Here is a 17,353-nt window from a genome sequence, read left to right on the forward strand (position 1 = left end):
TAAATCTATTGATTTCAGGTATATTCCATAGCCATCCAATTACGTACTTTTGTATTGAATTCTGAAGATTCTATATAATGAGTACAAAAATAGCCCCTTCCCTCCTGGCCGCCGATTTTGGTAATCTGCAACGCGACGTTGAAATGGTCAACCAAAGTGAAGCTGATTGGCATCATATTGATGTCATGGACGGTCTTTTCGTTCCGAATATTTCCTACGGAATGCCTGTCGTAAAAGCAATAGCCAAACACGCCGCAAAACCCTTGGATGTGCATTTGATGATTGTGGACCCAGACCGCTACATAAAGACTTTTTCGGAGTTAGGCGCTGACGTACTTAGTGTGCACTACGAAGCATGCACGCATTTACACAGAACGCTACAAGCGATAAAAGCGGAGGGCATGAAAGCTGGAGTGGCTTTGAATCCACATACAAGTGTTGCTTTATTGGAAGATACCATTCAAGATATCGATGTGGTTTGTTTGATGAGTGTGAACCCAGGTTTTGGGGGACAATCATTTATTGAGAACACCTATGAGAAAGTAAAGCAATTGAAAGCAATGATTCAACGAAAAGGCGCTAGTACTTTAATTGAAATTGATGGTGGTGTTACGTCCTTAAATGCGAAATCTTTAACAGATGCCGGCGCTGATGTTTTAGTTGCAGGCAGCTTTGTTTTCAAAAGCGCAAACCCGACCCAGACCATTCTAGATTTAAAAGCAATTGCAGGGTAATGAAATCATTCGACCTTGTTATTATTGGAGGTGGCCCCATAGGAATCGCTTGCGGTTTAGAAGCCCAAAAGAAAGGCCTGAACTATCTTATTATCGAAAAAGGACCGATTGTCAACTCCCTTTTCAACTATCCTTCAAACATGCAGTTTTTCTCTTCTTCGGAAAAATTGGAAATCGATGATATTCCCTTTATCAGCAACGAAGCAAAGCCAAAACGCGATGAAGCTTTGGAATATTACCGAAGAATTGTCACCTCGAACAAGTTGAACATTCATCTTTTTGAAAAAGTCGAAAGTGTCAGTGAATCTGATGATTTATTTACAATTGTTTCGGACAAAGGAACCTACACCGCTTCGAATGTCGTCTTGGCAACTGGTTTTTATGATTTGCCAAATACTTTGAAGGTTCCGGGAGAAGATTTGCCCAAAGTTTCACATTACTACAACAACCCTCATTTTTATGCGAGTCAGAAGCTCGCCGTTATCGGTGCTAGTAATTCCGCGATTGATGCTGCATTGGAATGCTACCGAAAAGGTTCAGAAGTCTCTTTGATTATTCGTGGACCCGAAGTTGGTAAGCGCGTAAAATATTGGGTACGTCCTGATATTATTAACCGTATTGAGGAAGGCAGTATAAAGGCCTATTACAATTCCACGGTAAAAGAAATCAAGGAAGATGAAATCATCATTGCATCTCCTAACGGTGAAATGACCCTTGAAAATGATTTTGTTTTGGCTCTAACTGGTTATATGCCCAACTTCGAATTTTTAGAAAAAATGGGTATTGAACTTTCAGAAGATAAAAAAAAGCTTCCGAATTACAATCCGGACACTATGGAGAGTAATGTTTCCGGACTCTATTTAGCGGGTGTTATTTGCGGTGGAATGGAAACGCATAAATGGTTTATCGAGAACTCTCGTATTCATGCAAAGATTATTGTGAAGCATATCCGAGCAAAACAATCCTGGGAAAAAAGTCCCTAATTTTAGAATATCACGGTTTTCAGGGGGTGCATATTCACTATTATGTGCGTATTTGCGTTATAGCTAAAAGGCTAATTTTGTACATTGAGAAGAACTATTAGTTCCTCAATACAAACCAAGTTGATTACCAAACAAAAAAAATACCTCTGAGAAAGGAACCAAATTTTTCATATACTAAAATGCGTGCTAATAAAATAGTTATGTTGGGTTGGCTTTGTCTTTTTACGGCCTCTGTCTTCTCTCAAAATACAGAAACTGATACAGTCCAAGAAACAAAGCGCATTACCTTTTCTACTATTCCGAATACCAAACAAAAATCACTGGAACCCTATTATAAAGAATTGAAGAAAGCTTCATTCGGAGTACAGCGTTTTTCCATTTTTGAACAGTTTGCCGAGGCGTACATTAAAAAGGGAGAAACTGATTCTATTCTAAAATATGCCAATCTCTATGAAAAGGAATTGGGAAATTGGGATAAAACTGAAGAAGAAAAAAACCGCGAATTTGCCAAAGCCCATTATTTCATGGGAGTTGGAAATGCATTCAACGGACTTCTAGAAAACTCAACCAAATGGCATATCAAAGGCGTTCAATCAGCAAAGGAAGGAAATTTCAGAGCCTACGAATACAAAAATAAGTTAGGTCTCGCTAAGGCGTATTTGGCAAAAGGGGATACAGACAAAGCCATTTCCATACTTGAAGAATCCTTACCTCAATTCAGTACTGAGTTTACTAAAACCACCAATCAAGTTCTTGTGGTATTAGGAAATGCCTATTTGAAAAAAGAGGATTACGACCAAGCGAGAAACTATTATGATGAGGCCTTAAAAATGTCCATTGATTTTAGTGATTTAGAAATGGAGTTAACCGTAAGCCTTGAACAAGCAAAATTAGCGGAAGCCAATGATGACCTTGGAAAAGCCTTTACCGATTATGAAGATATTCGCGAACGCGCTTTAAAAGAAGGCTATACCGCCATCTATTTTGAAGGGTCTTTACTTTTAGGCAAGCTTTATTATAAAGAAGGCATGTATGAAACCGCCAATATCGCCTTGAGTTTTGCCTACATCAACGCCATTGATCGTGAGAATCTTGAATTTCAAAAAGATGCGCTCAGCGTTCAGGCCCGAAGTTATGCCAGACTTGAGGATTATAAAAATGCCTACGCCGTAATAACACAACTATTTCAAGTGGTTGGCGCAAAGAATTCCAAGCAGCAAAAGGCCATTATCAAAGAGCTTGAAATTCAATACGAAACCTTAGAAAAAGAAAAAGAAATCGTAGAATTGGAAGAGGGAAAATTGGTGCGAGAGGCCGAATTAAAAAGACAAAAAACGATTAAAAATGCTTTTCTAATTGGTTTCTTAATTATCCTGATACCAGTTATGGCCTTGCTATATGTTTACTATCAAAAGATTCAAGCACAGAGTGAATTAGCAAAAAAACAAGAGGAAATCAATACCCAAAAAGTGGAGTCTTTGAAGCAAGAGCAAGAACTGAATTTAATCAAAGCTTCTATTGAAGGGCAAGATGAAGAACGCAAACGAATTGCTCAAGAACTACATGATAGTATTGGTGGAAATCTTGCCGGAATTAAACTGCAGTTCGCCAGTATGGAAGGGGATTCGGAAAAACTAAAGTCCTTAACAGGACAAATTGATGAAACCTATCAGCTAGTACGTGATATTTCACATACATTGATTCCTAAGAAATTTAAGGAAAATGCTTTTACCCAATTAATTAAGGAATACATCAAATCCATTTCAAATACAGGAGAATTGGAAGTAGCTTTCCATCCGCATCCAGAAAAGGAAATCAATGCTATTGACGAAAAGCATCTGATGGAAATCTATAAGATTATTCAAGAGTTAATGACCAATACCCTAAAACATGCTGCCGCATCAAGAGTGGATATTCATTTGAGTCTCATCGAGAACGAACTTTCCCTTTTGTTTGAGGATAACGGAAAGGGCTTTAAAACGACAACTTCTTCCGATGGCATAGGTTTTCAAAATATAAAAAACAGAATAAAAGAATTATCCGGAATTTTGCATATCGATTCTACGCTAGAACGTGGAACGGTGGTGTCTATAGAAATTCCCATAAAAACCAAAGAATCATGAACTACAATCTAATAATCGCCGACGACCATAAAATGTTTATTGACGGACTCATGAGCATCTTAAAAGATGCACCTGAATTCTCGGTAACAACTACCTTCAAAAATGGTGCGCAAGTAGTAAAATACTTAGACATCAACGGAGTTGATGATTTAAACCTTTTAGTTACCGATTTAACCATGCCAGAAATGGACGGTATTGAATTGAACAAGATTGTCAAAGAGAAATACCCTTCTTTAAAAACCTTGGTGGTAAGTATGCATATTGATGGGCAAATGATTGATAAACTCATCCGCAATAATGTCGATGGCTATGTACCAAAAAATGCAGAAAAAGATGAGCTTTTAGATGCCATTCGCACTATCATAAAAGGTGAAAAATACTTTTCGGCCGAAATCAAAAGAGCCTATACCGACGCCATGTTCGAAAATAAAAAACAAGAAGAGGTAAATCTGACCGAACGCGAAAAAGAAGTATTAAAACTTATCGCCGAGGAGAACACCACACAAGAAATCGCAGATACACTTTTCTTGAGCAAGCACACCATCGAAAGCTACCGCAAAAACCTTATCTCAAAACTACAAGTAAAAAACCTAGCCGGCCTCACCAAACATGCCATCAAAATGGGCCTTTTGGATTCTTAGAACTCCGATTTCTTAAAAATCCACTTTCTTCAGGTCCCCCTTTTTCAAGGAGGGGTGCCCGCAGGGCGGGGTGGTTACCCTAGGAACACAAATTTCGAATTATCCTAACTCGGTTAAATCCCCCCTGAAAACAGCTAGTCCCATTTCACGTTTTTAAGCCTACTTCTACCTTAGCCTTTACTTCATCTTTGAAGTGTAAAACAATAACACACAACAACTATGAAACTAAAAGCCCTTTTATTCGCAACTGCAGTTTTTTTTATCTCTTGTAGCAATGATAAAAAGATGACCGAAATTCCAAAACAAGTATCAATTTTAAAGTCAGATGTTCTTTTGCAAAGTTCTGCCATCAAACCTTTTTCCGGAATGCATCATAGTGATTTAGCCTACCTTACTCTTTCAGGAAAAACTATTTTAGAGAGTACCGCAACCATTAAAGTTGTTAATGCCGATGGAGCCGAATTGTATTGCGAAACATTTCCTGCAAAGGAACTAATTCAAACGGAATACAAAACCGCCAATTCCACATTGCAGGCAGTACATATTCGTGAAGTAGTAGATGGCTTCTTTATAGATGAATTGGACTATCAGAAAATCAAAGATGATACCCTTGCGGGGATATAAATCCTAAACCTCCAATTCCTATGAAAACTCTTTATACGTATTCCCTTTTTACAAATGACCAAGGGCAATCATATATTCAGTTTGATTTAGTAAATGAGCATATCGAATTCTTAAAAGATTTACTACAGATTTTAGGAATGTATAATTACCAGGTTATTACAAACCAAAATGTTTGGAAAGATGGAGAACTTCATGCGGAGTTGACAGCTACCATTGGGAAAATTAGCATTTGTATAGATTCAAGAAAAAGAATATTTCTTAAGTCATATGATAATCAAAAAGATCTCATGAAAGTTGATACAATATTAGAAAAGTTTTGTGCTTTCAGAAAAATTAGTGAAACACCAACTGAAATAATCAGTCCAATATCTAAACTACCTGAAGACCTTGTCCCTTTCTAAAGAGGCTTTAGTTGAATTGCAAATAATACGAGTAAATAACCTTTAAAAACCACAAAAAAATGAATGTATTAAAAAAAACTTCTATAACTGTATTCGCCATCCTTTTTGCCTTAGTAATAACATCTTGTGGCTCTTCAGATTCACAGATAAAAGATGAACAACTGAGCGGTTTTATGCTTGGCGGAATTTATTTCTTTAATGGATATGGCGGCGCAGATGAAGTAAAATCTATGATGAGTGATGCAGGCTATACGAGCAATGCTGATTTAGTTAGCGGCTATAAAGAAATTCTAGAATTTCCGTTTGAAAAATCACAAGCAGCGGGTATCAAAAGTATGTTTAGAGAAATGTGGGACGTAACCAATAAAGCCTCTCTTGTAGAAACAATTCAGGATTTAAAAACCAGAGAACACGAATTCAAAGCGTGGGATTATGCACGTATCGTAAACAATGCCTGTATGGGTTACGCGGCAGGATATTTAAGTAAAGACGAAGTGATTAGCATGACACAAGAAGTTCTGCCTCTTGCAAGAGAAAAATACCCAACTTGGGATGCCTATTATACAGATTTCAACAAAGGAAGAATAGACTGGAATGAAAACGACCCCGAAGCAGAAGCATTCCAAGCCCTATCAGAAAACATGACCAAAGGCGATGATTCCATTTTCAAAATCATCCCCCTAAACGCAAAATAAGAAAACACTTCTATTTCAAGAGTACAAAAAACGGATGGGCTCACCAATCCGTTTTTTGTATTTAAATATTTTTCAAGTCGCAGTTTCGTCCAGAAAATCCCACAAATGAAGAACCGCTCCATAGAGCTTGGGGTAGCAAATACTCAATAATCTATTCTTCGAAAAATCCAATAGTCCAACAATCCGACTTCGCGCACCGAGCATCGAGCATCGAGCTTCAAGCATCCATCCCACAATCCAACCATCCAACAACCCCTTTCACCCAAACAACCACACACATAATCGATGCTTTCACAACAAAACATCATCATTACACAACATTTGTAAGAATTATACTACATAAAAGTAAGTTATTGTCATCTATTAAATTTTTGAAGGAAACCCAAATTTACCATGATGAAGCAATTTTACAAGCTACTAGCAATTATAATTTTTTCACTTTTTTTAGGAAACACATCGCTTTTTGCACAGGCAACAGTAGAAGATATCTCGATAATCGAAGGAAATTCCGGTAGCTCTAATGCAGTTCTAACGGTAACGCTACCTTCTGCAGCTCCTGTTGGTGGAGTGACCATTCTGTATGATATCACGGCAAATACGGCTACCGAAGGAACGGACTATATCGTACCCGGAGATCGAATTACTATTCCGCAAGGCAGTACATCAGGTACAATTTCTATTCCAATTATCGGAGATACCACACCTGAAGATTTAGAGGATTTCTCGATAAGTGTGTCTGCAGATTTAGCAAATGATGCGGGATTTGACAATGCAACCACATTTTGGACTTCTACTGGAACCTTAGGTTTTGAAACCGGTCCTGAAACAACGTATGGCGGAACAAATGGAGCAAACAAGGTTTTAGAAGTTGATTTAGGTTCACAAGGATATCAAGATGTTAACACCATAGCAGGACTTACTTATGATGTTAAATTCAAAGCATCACGTAGAACGATAAATGGACCATCTTCTGCAGATGTTACGGTTGCAGCACGTAACGGAGCTACAACTTTACCGCTGCTATCAGAATAAAAGACCGTATCGAACTAGGAGGGCTCTATAGATTAGACGAAGGCTTTGGAGGGCTATTCCTATTCAATGTAGCCGAGTGGGTAGATCTAGGCTATGCCTACGAATCGGCATATGACAGCCCTGTACAAGCTGCATCCCAAGGAACACATGAAGTGTTTATAAAATTAAAATTATAGAATTAAAGTATCACCCTTTTGCCAGTAGGATGTCAAAAGGGACGATTTGGTTGTTAATTATTTTGGTTAAAAGCCTCCTGGAAATAGGAGGTTTTTTTGTATAACAAAAAGTGCGTCATATTTGGTCCTCCCCTGCTAAGGGAAGGACATTAAGATTAAAAAATTGAGTGAAATCATACCGGCTTCTCAAATTATTAACGTAGAAAATATACTTGAAATTAAAAAAAGGTCTTGCTAAGCAAGACCCTTTTGTGACCGCGAAGGGATTCAAACCCCCAACCCTCAGAGCCGAAATCTGATGCGCTATTCAGTTGCGCCACGCGGCCGTTTTATTACATCAATTTAATTTTAACAATAGTCGAAATCGTCTTCCCATCAGCTTGTCCAGCTAATTTTTTGGAAACGATTCCCATTACTTTTCCCATGTCTTTCATTCCTTCTGCGCCAGTCGAGGCGATTGTTTCAACTACTATTTTTTCTACCTCCTCCTCAGACATCTGTTCTGGCAAAAACTGCTCAATAACACCTATCTGAGCTAATTCGGGATCGGCTAAATCTTGTCGTCCTTGCTCAATAAAAATGGCTGCACTATCCTTACGTTGTTTCACCAACTTCTGCACTAACTGTATCTCTGCTTGCTCGCTCATTTCCCCATCAGATCCAGCTTCAGTACTTGCCAGCAACAAAGCGGATTTGATTGCTCGTAACGATTCTAAAGCCACCTTGTCTTTGGCTTTCATTGCTTCCTTCATCTTTTCCATTACTTGCTGTTGTAAGCCCATAACTTAATTGTTTTTTCGGATTGCGAAGATAAAAAATAAACCCGAAAGTAAAACTTACTTCCGGGTTTAAGTAGTGGAGTAGCACTAATTGAGTTAGTCTACATTGTCATGTAGGAAAGAGTTATTCGAACGTAATTGAATTTCATCATTGCTATCTTCGCTCAGCGTCGTTCGAGACACCTTTTTTTCAGCAGGTGTATTGTCTAAATCAACACCTTGACGCTTATAAGCCGGTTCTTTTTCTATTTCATCAATATTACTCAGACTGTTCTGAAACTTATAGTTGAAGTCCTTTAATTTTCTTCTTCTTTCATCAGCTCTCTCCTTTAGTAACTCCTCAAGGGGTGTTTCCATTGGGTCGATTTCCTTTACTGTTTCACTTGTTTCCTCAGCAACTACTCTCTTCTCAAAAACCAATTCATCTTCAACAATCTTTGGCTCGAACTCCTCAGCTTTAGATTTAGCTCCGGTTAGCTGGTTTTCCAACTCCATATAATCGTCCAAACTATAGCGTGTCTCACCTTCCTTATTATACTCTAAAACAGGAATCACCTCAATATGATCATTGACATCCATATCACTCACATCTTCGGATAGGTCGAACATAATAACATTCTCATCTTCCTTTTCTTCCTCATTAGGCGTTACAATAGGTAATTCAAAACTCATCGCAAATTGGTCTTCTTCAACTTCCTTGCCGCTGGAGACTACTTCATGGTCAACGACATCAATATCATGTAACTTAGTTGAGTCGATAATAATGAAATCATCCTCAGACACATTTTCAACTGCTACTTCTTCAACAACTTCTTCATAGAAAACATTGAAATTCCGAATATAGTTTGTAGTCGGAATCAAGTCGTATTCATCTAAATCATCGGTTAGGGTATGCTTCAGAATTGGCTCTTGAACAACCTCTTCTTCCTCAATCAATTGATGAACGATATTTTTTGGAGTCAAATCTTGAACCGCCTTTTGACCTTCTTCAAGGGTATGTATAATTTTCTTTGCTTCACTATTTACGATATCATCTTGTTGATCTACATCAAAACCCGTTGCAATAACAGTAACCGCAATTGATTCACCCAAGTCTTCATCCTCACCAACACCCATAATGATGTTAGCGCCATGACCGGCTTCTGTTTGTATGTGATCATTGATTTCTCCAATCTCGTCAATCGTGATTTCTTGAGAACCTGAAACGATAAGTAATAGTACGTTCTTTGCTCCGGTAATCTTATTATCATTCAATAATGGAGAATCCAAAGCTTTCATAATAGCTTCGTTTGCTCTTGATGAACCTGTAGCGATTGCAGAGCCCATGATAGCAGTACCACTATTCGACAGTACCGTTTTAGCATCACGTAAATCGATGTTTTGTGTATAGTGATGTGTAATAACTTCAGCAATTCCACGAGCAGCAGTAGCTAAAACCTCATCTGCTTTCGAGAATCCAGCTTTAAAGCCTAGATTTCCGTAAACTTCCCTAAGCTTGTTATTATTGATTACAATTAAAGAATCCACATTGTTTCGAAGTCTTTCGATACCCAACTGAGCTTGTTGGCATCGCATTTTTCCTTCAAACTGAAATGGCATCGTAACGATTCCCACAGTTAAAATATCCATCTCCTTAGCCATTTTAGCAATAACGGGAGCAGCACCAGTACCTGTCCCCCCACCCATTCCGGCAGTTATGAATACCATTTTTGTGGTAACATCCAACATTCCTTTGATTTCTTCTGTACTTTCAATCGCCGCCTGCTCTCCAACTTCAGGATTGGCGCCAGCACCAAGTCCTTCCGTAAGGGAAACCCCTAATTGAATTTTATTAGGTACAGAACTATTTGTCAATGCTTGAGAGTCCGTATTCAAGATTACAAAATCAACACCGTTGATTCCTGCCTGAAACATATGATTAATGGCATTGCTACCACCACCACCTACTCCGATGACCTTTATTACATTGCTTTGATTTTTGGGCAAATCGAAAGCTATTCCTTCAAATTCCGTGTTGTTGCTCATACTATTTTTATTACTGGTTTATGGGTGAATTCTTTTCTTACTATTAGGACCTTTATTCTGCGTTATCTAAAAAGTCTTTCAACTTTTCAGACCATTTATCAAATACTGATTTACGTTCTTTTCTAACTTTGGATGCAGTTTGTGTATCACCTTCATGACCTGCAAGTACAGCTTCTTCTTCAGCAAATTCCATTTCTTCTTCCTCAGTTGTTTGCTCTTTGCCTTCGTTTCGAATAGCATTCATCAAAAGACCAACTGCCGTTGCATACAACGGGCTTGCAACCGCCTCATCTGAATCTCCGGCCAAATGCTCATTCGGATAACCGATACGAGTATCCATTCCGGTGATGTATTCCACCAACTGCTTGAGGTGCTTTAATTGACTTCCACCACCCGTAAGGACGATACCTGCAATTAATTTCTTCTTCTGTTCTTCGTGACCGTAATTTTTAATCTCCACATATACTTGCTCGATGATTTCTACAACCCTTGCATGTATAATCTTGGAAAGATTCTTCAAAGTGATTTCCTTCGGCTCTCTACCTCTTAAACCAGGTATTGAAACAATCTCATTATCCTTATTCTCTCCTGGCCAGGCAGAACCGAACTTCATTTTTAAAAGTTCAGCTTGCTTTTCGATAATGGAACACCCTTCTTTAATGTCTTCCGTAATGACTCCTCCGCCAAATGGAATAACTGCGGTATGTCTAATGATTCCGTCTTTGAAAATTGCTAAATCCGTAGTACCACCTCCTATATCAATCAATGCAACACCGGCTTCCTTCTCTTCTTGACTCAATACAGCTTCAGAAGATGCTAGGGGCTCTAGGGTAATGTTTCCTAAATCCAATCCGGCACTTTTAATACAGCGTGCTACATTTTTAATTGAGGATACCTGACCAACCACAACATGAAAATTAGCTTCCAATCGTCCACCATACATTCCAATCGGCTGTTTGATTTCTGCTTGGCCATCTACTTTATATTCCTGAGGTAAAACATGGATAATTTCTTCCCCTGGAAGCATAACCAACTTATATACTTGATTACACAATTTATCTAAATCATCCTCATTAATAACTTCTTCAGAATCTGCTCGTGTAATATAGTCACTGTGATGCAAGCTTCTAATATGCTGCCCCGCAATACCGACCACAACAGATCCAATTTTCAATCCAGAATTTACTTCCGCCTCTTCAACAGCCTGTTGAATCGACTTAATTGTCTGAGTGATATTGTTCACTACTCCACGGTGAACACCTAAACTTTTCGATTTACCAATACCTAAAACCTCAATTTTGCCATACTCATTTTCCCTACCGATGATGGCGACGATTTTCGTAGTTCCTATGTCAAGACCGACTGAATATTTTCCCTGTTCCATTTGATTGATTTATATTTTAGTGCACACTACTTGGTTGTTGAATTCTAAGCTGACGATGTTATAATTGTCTAAAGTTTTATCTCTGTTCGCTTTGGTATAAAAAGCTTTAAAATTGTTAAACTTTTCTTCCAAACCGTCAATTCCTCCTAAATGGACCGTAAACTGCTCCATTCGAAAACGCAGTTGGTATTTATCCACATCTTCGACATGAATGCCGATTACATTTTTCCTAAGGAACTGATCCTCATTGATATACTTCAAAATTTCATAGACATCTTCTAAACTTTTACCTGTAACATTACCCGTAATAATGGGCACTCTTGCCGAATGACTCATAGATAAAGGCATGCGTTTACCATCTTCGTCCAAATAAAATTTACTTTCTCCTTCTATTCTTCCGATTGGCTTACGCTGCTCAATTCTTGCTTCAAGTTCACCATCAATGGTTAGATAAACTTGTGCATTTTTGACCATTTTATTGGTCTCAATGATTTTTTCGATCTTATTCAAAACTAATTTTTCTTTGGGCACATTTTTGAAGCTACCGTAATTTTGTATTAACAATTTATTAACCATAGCTTCAGTTATGTAAAGGTTCTGACTACCAACGAATTCAATGTTTATTTCATTGATTTTCTTAACATCACTCCTATGATTCGAAAATGCATAAAGCCCCGTTACTACTACCAACAAGGCAATTATCTTTATGTAATTCCAATTAATTCGCATACTCTAATTCTTTTTTTAATTTAGGCACTTCCAATCCTATATCACCAGCGCCCATAGTGACCAGTAATTCAGGATTTTGTCTTTTTATTTCTTCAATTAATTCTTCTTTTTGAACTATTTTTTTCTTCGGATTTTCTATTTTTCCCAACAACCATTCAGAAGTGATTCCTTCCATAGGTAATTCTCTTGCCGGATAGATATCCAATAGGATAATCGCATCGAATTTTGACAGGCTTTCTGCGAAATCATCAGCAAAATCTTTAGTCCTTGAAAACAAATGTGGCTGAAAAATCGCCAGCACTTTTTTATCGGGATGCATCTCAGAAATTGCATCATAAACTGCATTGATTTCTGTCGGGTGATGCGCATAATCATCAATAAAAACAAAATCATCATTCTTAATTTTGTACGAAAATCGACGCTGCACCCCTTTAAAAGTTTCTAGTGCTTCAGCTAGGCGGTGAGCGGGGGAATTTGATTCCACCGCCATCGCAAAAGCTACTAAACCATTCAATAAATTATGCCTTCCAGGTTTATTGAACTTAACTCCTGATAGGGTAGCTTCAGGAGTGTTCAAATCAAATATGTAGGTGCCATGTTCAATTCTTAAATTTGTAATACAGTAGTCGGAACCATCTTCTATTCCATAGGTTATGCCCTCTAAAGGCAACCCCTTTCGCACGAATAATTTTCCGCCTGGTTTAAGACGGTTAGTAAAATCCCTGAAGGATTTGTGCAATTCCTCACCACTGCCATAGATATCCAAATGATCTGCATCCATTGAGGTAACACAGGCTACATTTGGCGACAGTCTTAAAAAAGAACGATCAAATTCGTCCGCTTCTACTACTGAAAACTCAGTTCCTTCTAATAAAAAATTGCTGTTGAAATCCTCTGAAATACCTCCGAGAAATGCCGTCAACGGAGTGCCAGTTTCTTTTAGCAAATGTGCTAGAATACTTGAAGTTGTGGTTTTTCCGTGAGTTCCTGCAACGGCAAAACAGAAGGTATCCTTAGTGATTAATCCCAGTACTTCCGATCGTTTTTTGATATCGAATCCGGCATTTAAAAAGTATTGATATTCAATATGGGTATTGGGGACTGCAGGAGTATACACCACTAAAGTGGTATCTGAATCAAAGTATTCCGGAGAAATCAATTCTACTTTATCATGATAGTGAATATCGATTCCCAATTTTGTCAATTCCCTTGTTAAGGGAGTTTCCGTTTTATCGTAGCCTGCAACATTCTTTTTTATGAACTTGAAATAGCGGGCTAGAGCAGACATACCGATGCCTCCGATACCTATGAAGTAGACCTTATGTATGCTTTTCAAATTCATTTTACAATGTTCTTGTTCTTTAAAGTTAAGTTAGAAGCTACCTTCCCTTGGGGAGAGGAAGGCGCACTAACCTTTGGCTAATTCAATAACTTTTCAATTTCGTCAACTATATGTTCTGTGGCTTTTGGTAATGCCATTTTCTTAAAATTTTCACTCAACTCTTGTTGCCTTTCCTGCGCATCAAAAATTTCACAAAAGACGGTCTCAAAATCATCGTCCAAGTTCTCTTCTTTTAGCATGACAGCCGCATTCTTATCAACCAAAGCCTGCGCATTTTTGGTCTGATGGTCTTCTGCCACAGTTGGTGAAGGAATAAAAATGGTAGGCTTCCCAACCACGCTGAGTTCGGAGACCGAGCCCGCTCCTGCCCTTGAAATAATAATATCCGCAGCGGTGTAAGCAAAGTCCATACGGTTTAAAAAGTCCTCCACTTTCACTAAATCGGAACTATACTTCTTATAGTCATCATAATATAGTTTGCCACATTGCCATATGATCTGAATACCGAACTTCTTGAAGAATGTCAATTCGTCTTCAATCAATTGATTTATTCTTCGTGCGCCTAAACTGCCCCCCAAAACTAATACTGTTGGCGTTCTGGGGTTCAACATAAAAAAGCCCGCGGCTTGAGATTTATCCACTTTCATTTCAGCTAAACTTGCTCGAATGGGATTACCCGTCTTTATAATCTTAGCTGCCGGAAAAAACTTCTCCATACCATCATAGGCCACACATACTTTGGCAACCTTATTTTTTAAAAGTTTATTGGTCACTCCTGCATATGAGTTTTGTTCTTGCAACAGGCATGGAATACCTCTACCTGAAGCCACCCGTAAAACCGGACCACTGGCAAACCCACCTGTGCCAATGACGACATCAGGTTTGAACTCGGAAACGATTTTACCAGCTTTTCTCAAACTTTTTATCACTTTAAAAGGGAATGACAAATTCTTTAGGGTCAACTTTCGTTGAAACCCTGAAATTTCCAATCCAATAATTTTATATCCTGCCAAAGGCACTTTCTCCATCTCCATTCTATCCTCAGCTCCCACAAAAAGAAACTCAGCATCCGGATGCCTCTTTTTCAACTCATTTGCTATCGCAATCGCGGGATAAATATGCCCGCCTGTACCACCTCCAGAAAGAATAAACCTATAGCTGCCCACTTAATATTTCTAAAGGATTGGTTTCATTAATATTCAAATTCGATTTACTCTTTCTATGTTGTTTATTACTTACGCTAAGAACTATTCCAATAGCAAGACAGGTCATCCATGCGGATGTTCCACCGCTACTGATTAAGGGTAAGTTCTGTCCCGTAACAGGAAACAACTCAACAGCAACAGCCATATTTATCATTGCTTGAAATATGATAGGTAAACCCACAGCAAGCGCCAGTAAGGTTCCAAAAGTTGTGGGACTGCCATTGGCAATTACCACGATTCGAAACAATAGGAACAAGAAAAACAGCATTAACACCACACCTCCAACCAATCCATATTCTTCGACGATAATGGCATAAATAAAATCCGAAGAACTCTGTGGTAGAAAATTTTTCTGTACACTTTTCCCAGCTCCCTTCCCAACAATTCCACCTGTTGCTATAGCAATCTTTGCTTTTTCGATTTGGTAATCAGCTTCGGTATCCTCTCCATTCATGAAATTCTCGAACCTATTTTCCCAAGTATCAACACGGTTTGCAAAAGCATCTGGGAAGGCTTTGGCCACTAGAATAAAGAATGTCAGTGCTAATAGTCCAGACCCAACAATTCCCATTAGGTATTTAAAAGGATAACCCCCAATAAAACATAGTACAAGAACCATAGTAAATATGATTCCAGCAGTAGAAAAGTTAGCAGGTAGAATCAAACCAACCACTGCAAATACAGGAAGCCACAAAGGCACAATGCTCTCCTTGAAGTTAATCGCTTCATCTTTGATTTTTGTAAGATACCGTGCCACATAAATCATAAGCACAACCGCCGCTAAAGTGGATGTCTGAAACTTCACAAAAGGCAAGCGAATCCATCGGCTGGCATTGGTTCCATCTACGGAAGAACCCTGAAATAAAGTGATTACAAGCAACACGATTACAATTGGCATGGCAATCAATGACAAGCCTTTGAAAAAGTGTGTTGGAATTCTGTGTATACCATATATAATCCCGAAGCCAAAAATTAAAAAGACGGCATGTTTTACCAAATGACCAATTGGTGTGCCGTTGCCTACAACATATACCAAGTTGCTACTAGCACTATAAACAGGTAAAAAAGAGAATAGGCCTAATAAGGCAACAACTGCCCAAAGTGCTTTATCTCCGTTTATATTTTTAAATAATGCTAACACGTATTATAAATTTTTAATCGCTTCTTTAAATTGATTTCCACGGTCCTCGTAATTATCAAAAAGGTCAAAACTGGCGCAGGCAGGCGACAATAAAACCGTATCACCGCGTTCTGCAATTTTATAGGCAACCTTAATAGCTTCCTCCATGGCGAAGGTTTCAACCATAAGGTCCACCACATTACCAAAAGCATCTTTTATTTTGGAATTATCCATTCCCAAACAAATAATTGCCTTCACTTTTTCACGAACCAATGGCATCAATTCTTTATAATCATTGCCTTTATCGACACCGCCAACAATCCAAACTGTGGGGGCACTCATACTATCCAAGGCATAAAATGTGGCATTTACATTTGTGGCCTTTGAATCATTGATATATTGAACATGTCCGATTTTCAGCACTTTCTCTAATCGATGTGGAGCTCCCTGAAAATTCATGATGCTCTCTCGAATAGTTTCCTTTCGAATACTAACAAGCTTCGCCGCCATTGAAGCTGCCATTGTATTTTTCAAGTTGTGTTTTCCCTCTAGTGCTAAATGGTCTGTCGTCATTTGAATGCTATCGTTATTAGTTGTTATTATTATGTCGTTGTTCTCGAGATATGCACCTTCCTCCACTTCTCTTTGGATGGAAAAAGGCATCAATTTGGATTGAACGGGATGGTGTTTTAACCAATTCACAATTACTTCATCATCCGCATCATAAATCAGATAATCTTCACTTTTCTGATTTTCGGCAATCCTGAATTTAGATGCGATATAGTTTTCAAATTGATACTCATACCGATCTAAATGATCCGGTGTAATGTTGGTGAGGATTGCTATATGCGGTCTGAAATCCTTTATACCGTCCAATTGAAAACTGCTGATTTCCAAAACGTAGGAATCAAAATCGTTTTCAGCAACCATTTTCGCATAACTATCACCAATGTTGCCCGCCATACCGACGTTCAATCCACCTTGTTTAAAAATATGATTTGTCAACATCGTTGTAGTGGTTTTACCATTGCTTCCGGTTATTCCTATGATGGTTGCATCTGTATATCTAGATGCAAATTCAATCTCAGAAATCACTGAAATCCCTTTATTCGTAAGCTGCACTACTAATGGAACCGTATCAGGAATACCCGGACTCTTCATTACCAAATCGGCATTGAGAATCTTATCTTCTGTATGGGTTTCATCCTCCCAATCAATCTCAAAATGTTCAAGAACTTTTTTATACTTGTCTTTAATCTTTCCCTTGTCGGATACAAAAACTTCGTATCCTTTCTTTTTCCCTAAAATGGCCGTACCAACTCCGCTTTCACCTCCACCAAGCACTACCAATCGCTTCATA

17 protein-coding genes and 1 tRNA gene are annotated in these 17,353 nt (G+C 38.4%); 9 read left to right on the top strand and 9 right to left on the bottom strand.

The window, feature by feature from the left end; translation table 11 throughout:
- Positions 1–74: 74 nt before the first annotated feature.
- The 9 genes from rpe (at position 75) to FEE95_RS22510 (ending at position 7,409) form a co-directional block, all read left to right on the top strand.
- Positions 75–734: a ribulose-phosphate 3-epimerase gene (gene rpe, locus FEE95_RS16310; protein ID WP_138659052.1), complete on the top strand. Its 660-nt coding sequence runs from the start codon at positions 75–77 to the stop codon at positions 732–734.
- Complete coding sequence (locus FEE95_RS16315) at positions 734–1,717, top strand: YpdA family putative bacillithiol disulfide reductase (RefSeq protein ID WP_138659053.1); 984 nt, start codon at positions 734–736, stop codon at positions 1,715–1,717. Before rpe ends, FEE95_RS16315 begins: the two co-directional genes overlap by 1 nt.
- A gap of 179 nt (positions 1,718–1,896) precedes the next feature.
- The gene (locus FEE95_RS16320; RefSeq protein WP_138659054.1) at positions 1,897–3,840 is read left to right on the top strand and encodes a tetratricopeptide repeat-containing sensor histidine kinase; all 1,944 of its coding nucleotides are present in this window, start codon (positions 1,897–1,899) and stop codon (positions 3,838–3,840) included.
- Positions 3,837–4,481, top strand: a complete 645-nt coding sequence (locus FEE95_RS16325) for a response regulator (RefSeq protein WP_138659055.1) — start codon at positions 3,837–3,839, stop codon at positions 4,479–4,481. The genes FEE95_RS16320 and FEE95_RS16325 overlap by 4 nt, the downstream gene beginning before the upstream one ends.
- 219 nt (positions 4,482–4,700) lie before the next feature.
- On the top strand, positions 4,701–5,105 hold the full coding sequence (locus FEE95_RS16330; protein WP_138659056.1) for a hypothetical protein: 405 nt from the start codon (positions 4,701–4,703) through the stop codon (positions 5,103–5,105).
- A gap of 20 nt (positions 5,106–5,125) precedes the next feature.
- Positions 5,126–5,506 carry a hypothetical protein gene (locus FEE95_RS16335; protein ID WP_138659057.1) on the top strand — a complete coding sequence of 127 codons (381 nt, stop codon included), beginning with the start codon at positions 5,126–5,128 and terminating at the stop codon, positions 5,504–5,506.
- 59 nt (positions 5,507–5,565) lie between these two features.
- On the top strand, positions 5,566–6,201 hold the full coding sequence (locus FEE95_RS16340; RefSeq protein WP_138659058.1) for a DUF1266 domain-containing protein: 636 nt from the start codon (positions 5,566–5,568) through the stop codon (positions 6,199–6,201).
- A gap of 393 nt (positions 6,202–6,594) precedes the next feature.
- Positions 6,595–7,233, top strand: a complete 639-nt coding sequence (locus tag FEE95_RS16345) for a Calx-beta domain-containing protein (protein WP_138659059.1) — start codon at positions 6,595–6,597, stop codon at positions 7,231–7,233.
- 8 nt (positions 7,234–7,241) lie between these two features.
- The gene (locus FEE95_RS22510) at positions 7,242–7,409 is read left to right on the top strand and encodes a type IX secretion system membrane protein PorP/SprF (RefSeq protein ID WP_394347958.1); all 168 of its coding nucleotides are present in this window, start codon (positions 7,242–7,244) and stop codon (positions 7,407–7,409) included.
- A gap of 252 nt (positions 7,410–7,661) precedes the next feature.
- Here FEE95_RS22510 and FEE95_RS16355 read toward each other — a convergent pair.
- The 9 genes from FEE95_RS16355 to murD form a co-directional block, all read right to left on the bottom strand.
- A tRNA-Arg gene (locus tag FEE95_RS16355) sits at positions 7,662–7,735 on the bottom strand.
- A gap of 6 nt (positions 7,736–7,741) precedes the next feature.
- Entirely contained in the window at positions 7,742–8,191 is a 450-nt protein-coding gene (locus FEE95_RS16360; protein WP_138659060.1) for a GatB/YqeY domain-containing protein, read from the bottom strand.
- A gap of 93 nt (positions 8,192–8,284) precedes the next feature.
- A complete protein-coding gene (ftsZ, locus tag FEE95_RS16365) occupies positions 8,285–10,213 on the bottom strand; it encodes a cell division protein FtsZ (protein ID WP_138659061.1) in 1,929 nt (642 codons plus the stop codon).
- A gap of 52 nt (positions 10,214–10,265) precedes the next feature.
- Positions 10,266–11,597, bottom strand: a complete 1,332-nt coding sequence (gene ftsA / locus FEE95_RS16370) for a cell division protein FtsA (protein ID WP_138659062.1) — start codon at positions 11,595–11,597, stop codon at positions 10,266–10,268.
- Between the two features lie 9 nt (positions 11,598–11,606).
- Positions 11,607–12,326, bottom strand: coding sequence for a cell division protein FtsQ/DivIB (locus FEE95_RS16375; RefSeq protein ID WP_138659063.1), 720 nt, complete (start codon positions 12,324–12,326; stop codon positions 11,607–11,609).
- Positions 12,316–13,668 (bottom strand): UDP-N-acetylmuramate--L-alanine ligase, encoded by a 1,353-nt coding sequence (gene murC, locus FEE95_RS16380; protein ID WP_138659064.1) that lies wholly within the window; start codon positions 13,666–13,668, stop codon positions 12,316–12,318. The genes FEE95_RS16375 and murC overlap by 11 nt, the downstream gene beginning before the upstream one ends.
- Before the next feature lie 77 nt (positions 13,669–13,745).
- Positions 13,746–14,834, bottom strand: coding sequence for an undecaprenyldiphospho-muramoylpentapeptide beta-N-acetylglucosaminyltransferase (gene murG, locus FEE95_RS16385; RefSeq protein ID WP_138659065.1), 1,089 nt, complete (start codon positions 14,832–14,834; stop codon positions 13,746–13,748).
- Entirely contained in the window at positions 14,821–16,014 is a 1,194-nt protein-coding gene (locus tag FEE95_RS16390) for an FtsW/RodA/SpoVE family cell cycle protein (RefSeq protein ID WP_138659066.1), read from the bottom strand. Before FEE95_RS16390 ends, murG begins: the two co-directional genes overlap by 14 nt.
- Positions 16,015–16,017: 3 nt before the next feature.
- Positions 16,018–17,352, bottom strand: a complete 1,335-nt coding sequence (gene murD, locus FEE95_RS16395) for a UDP-N-acetylmuramoyl-L-alanine--D-glutamate ligase (protein WP_138659067.1) — start codon at positions 17,350–17,352, stop codon at positions 16,018–16,020.
- Position 17,353: the final 1 nt, after the last annotated feature.

The sequence above is a fragment of the Maribacter algarum (ex Zhang et al. 2020) genome (assembly GCF_005885635.1).
Classification (GTDB): Bacteria; Bacteroidota; Bacteroidia; order Flavobacteriales; family Flavobacteriaceae; genus Maribacter_C; species Maribacter_C algarum.

Coding starts and splice junctions, on each gene's coding strand:
- ftsZ (WP_138659061.1), bottom strand. CDS start 10,213: ATGAGCAACAACACGGAATTTGAAGGAATAGCTTTCGATTTGCCCAAA.
- ftsA (WP_138659062.1), bottom strand. CDS start 11,597: ATGGAACAGGGAAAATATTCAGTCGGTCTTGACATAGGAACTACGAAA.
- FEE95_RS16320 (WP_138659054.1), top strand. CDS start 1,897: ATGCGTGCTAATAAAATAGTTATGTTGGGTTGGCTTTGTCTTTTTACG.
- FEE95_RS16360 (WP_138659060.1), bottom strand. CDS start 8,191: ATGGGCTTACAACAGCAAGTAATGGAAAAGATGAAGGAAGCAATGAAA.
- murC (WP_138659064.1), bottom strand. CDS start 13,668: ATGAATTTGAAAAGCATACATAAGGTCTACTTCATAGGTATCGGAGGC.
- FEE95_RS16325 (WP_138659055.1), top strand. CDS start 3,837: ATGAACTACAATCTAATAATCGCCGACGACCATAAAATGTTTATTGAC.
- FEE95_RS16375 (WP_138659063.1), bottom strand. CDS start 12,326: ATGCGAATTAATTGGAATTACATAAAGATAATTGCCTTGTTGGTAGTA.
- FEE95_RS16315 (WP_138659053.1), top strand. CDS start 734: ATGAAATCATTCGACCTTGTTATTATTGGAGGTGGCCCCATAGGAATC.
- FEE95_RS16335 (WP_138659057.1), top strand. CDS start 5,126: ATGAAAACTCTTTATACGTATTCCCTTTTTACAAATGACCAAGGGCAA.
- FEE95_RS16330 (WP_138659056.1), top strand. CDS start 4,701: ATGAAACTAAAAGCCCTTTTATTCGCAACTGCAGTTTTTTTTATCTCT.
- FEE95_RS16340 (WP_138659058.1), top strand. CDS start 5,566: ATGAATGTATTAAAAAAAACTTCTATAACTGTATTCGCCATCCTTTTT.
- FEE95_RS16345 (WP_138659059.1), top strand. CDS start 6,595: ATGATGAAGCAATTTTACAAGCTACTAGCAATTATAATTTTTTCACTT.
- murD (WP_138659067.1), bottom strand. CDS start 17,352: ATGAAGCGATTGGTAGTGCTTGGTGGAGGTGAAAGCGGAGTTGGTACG.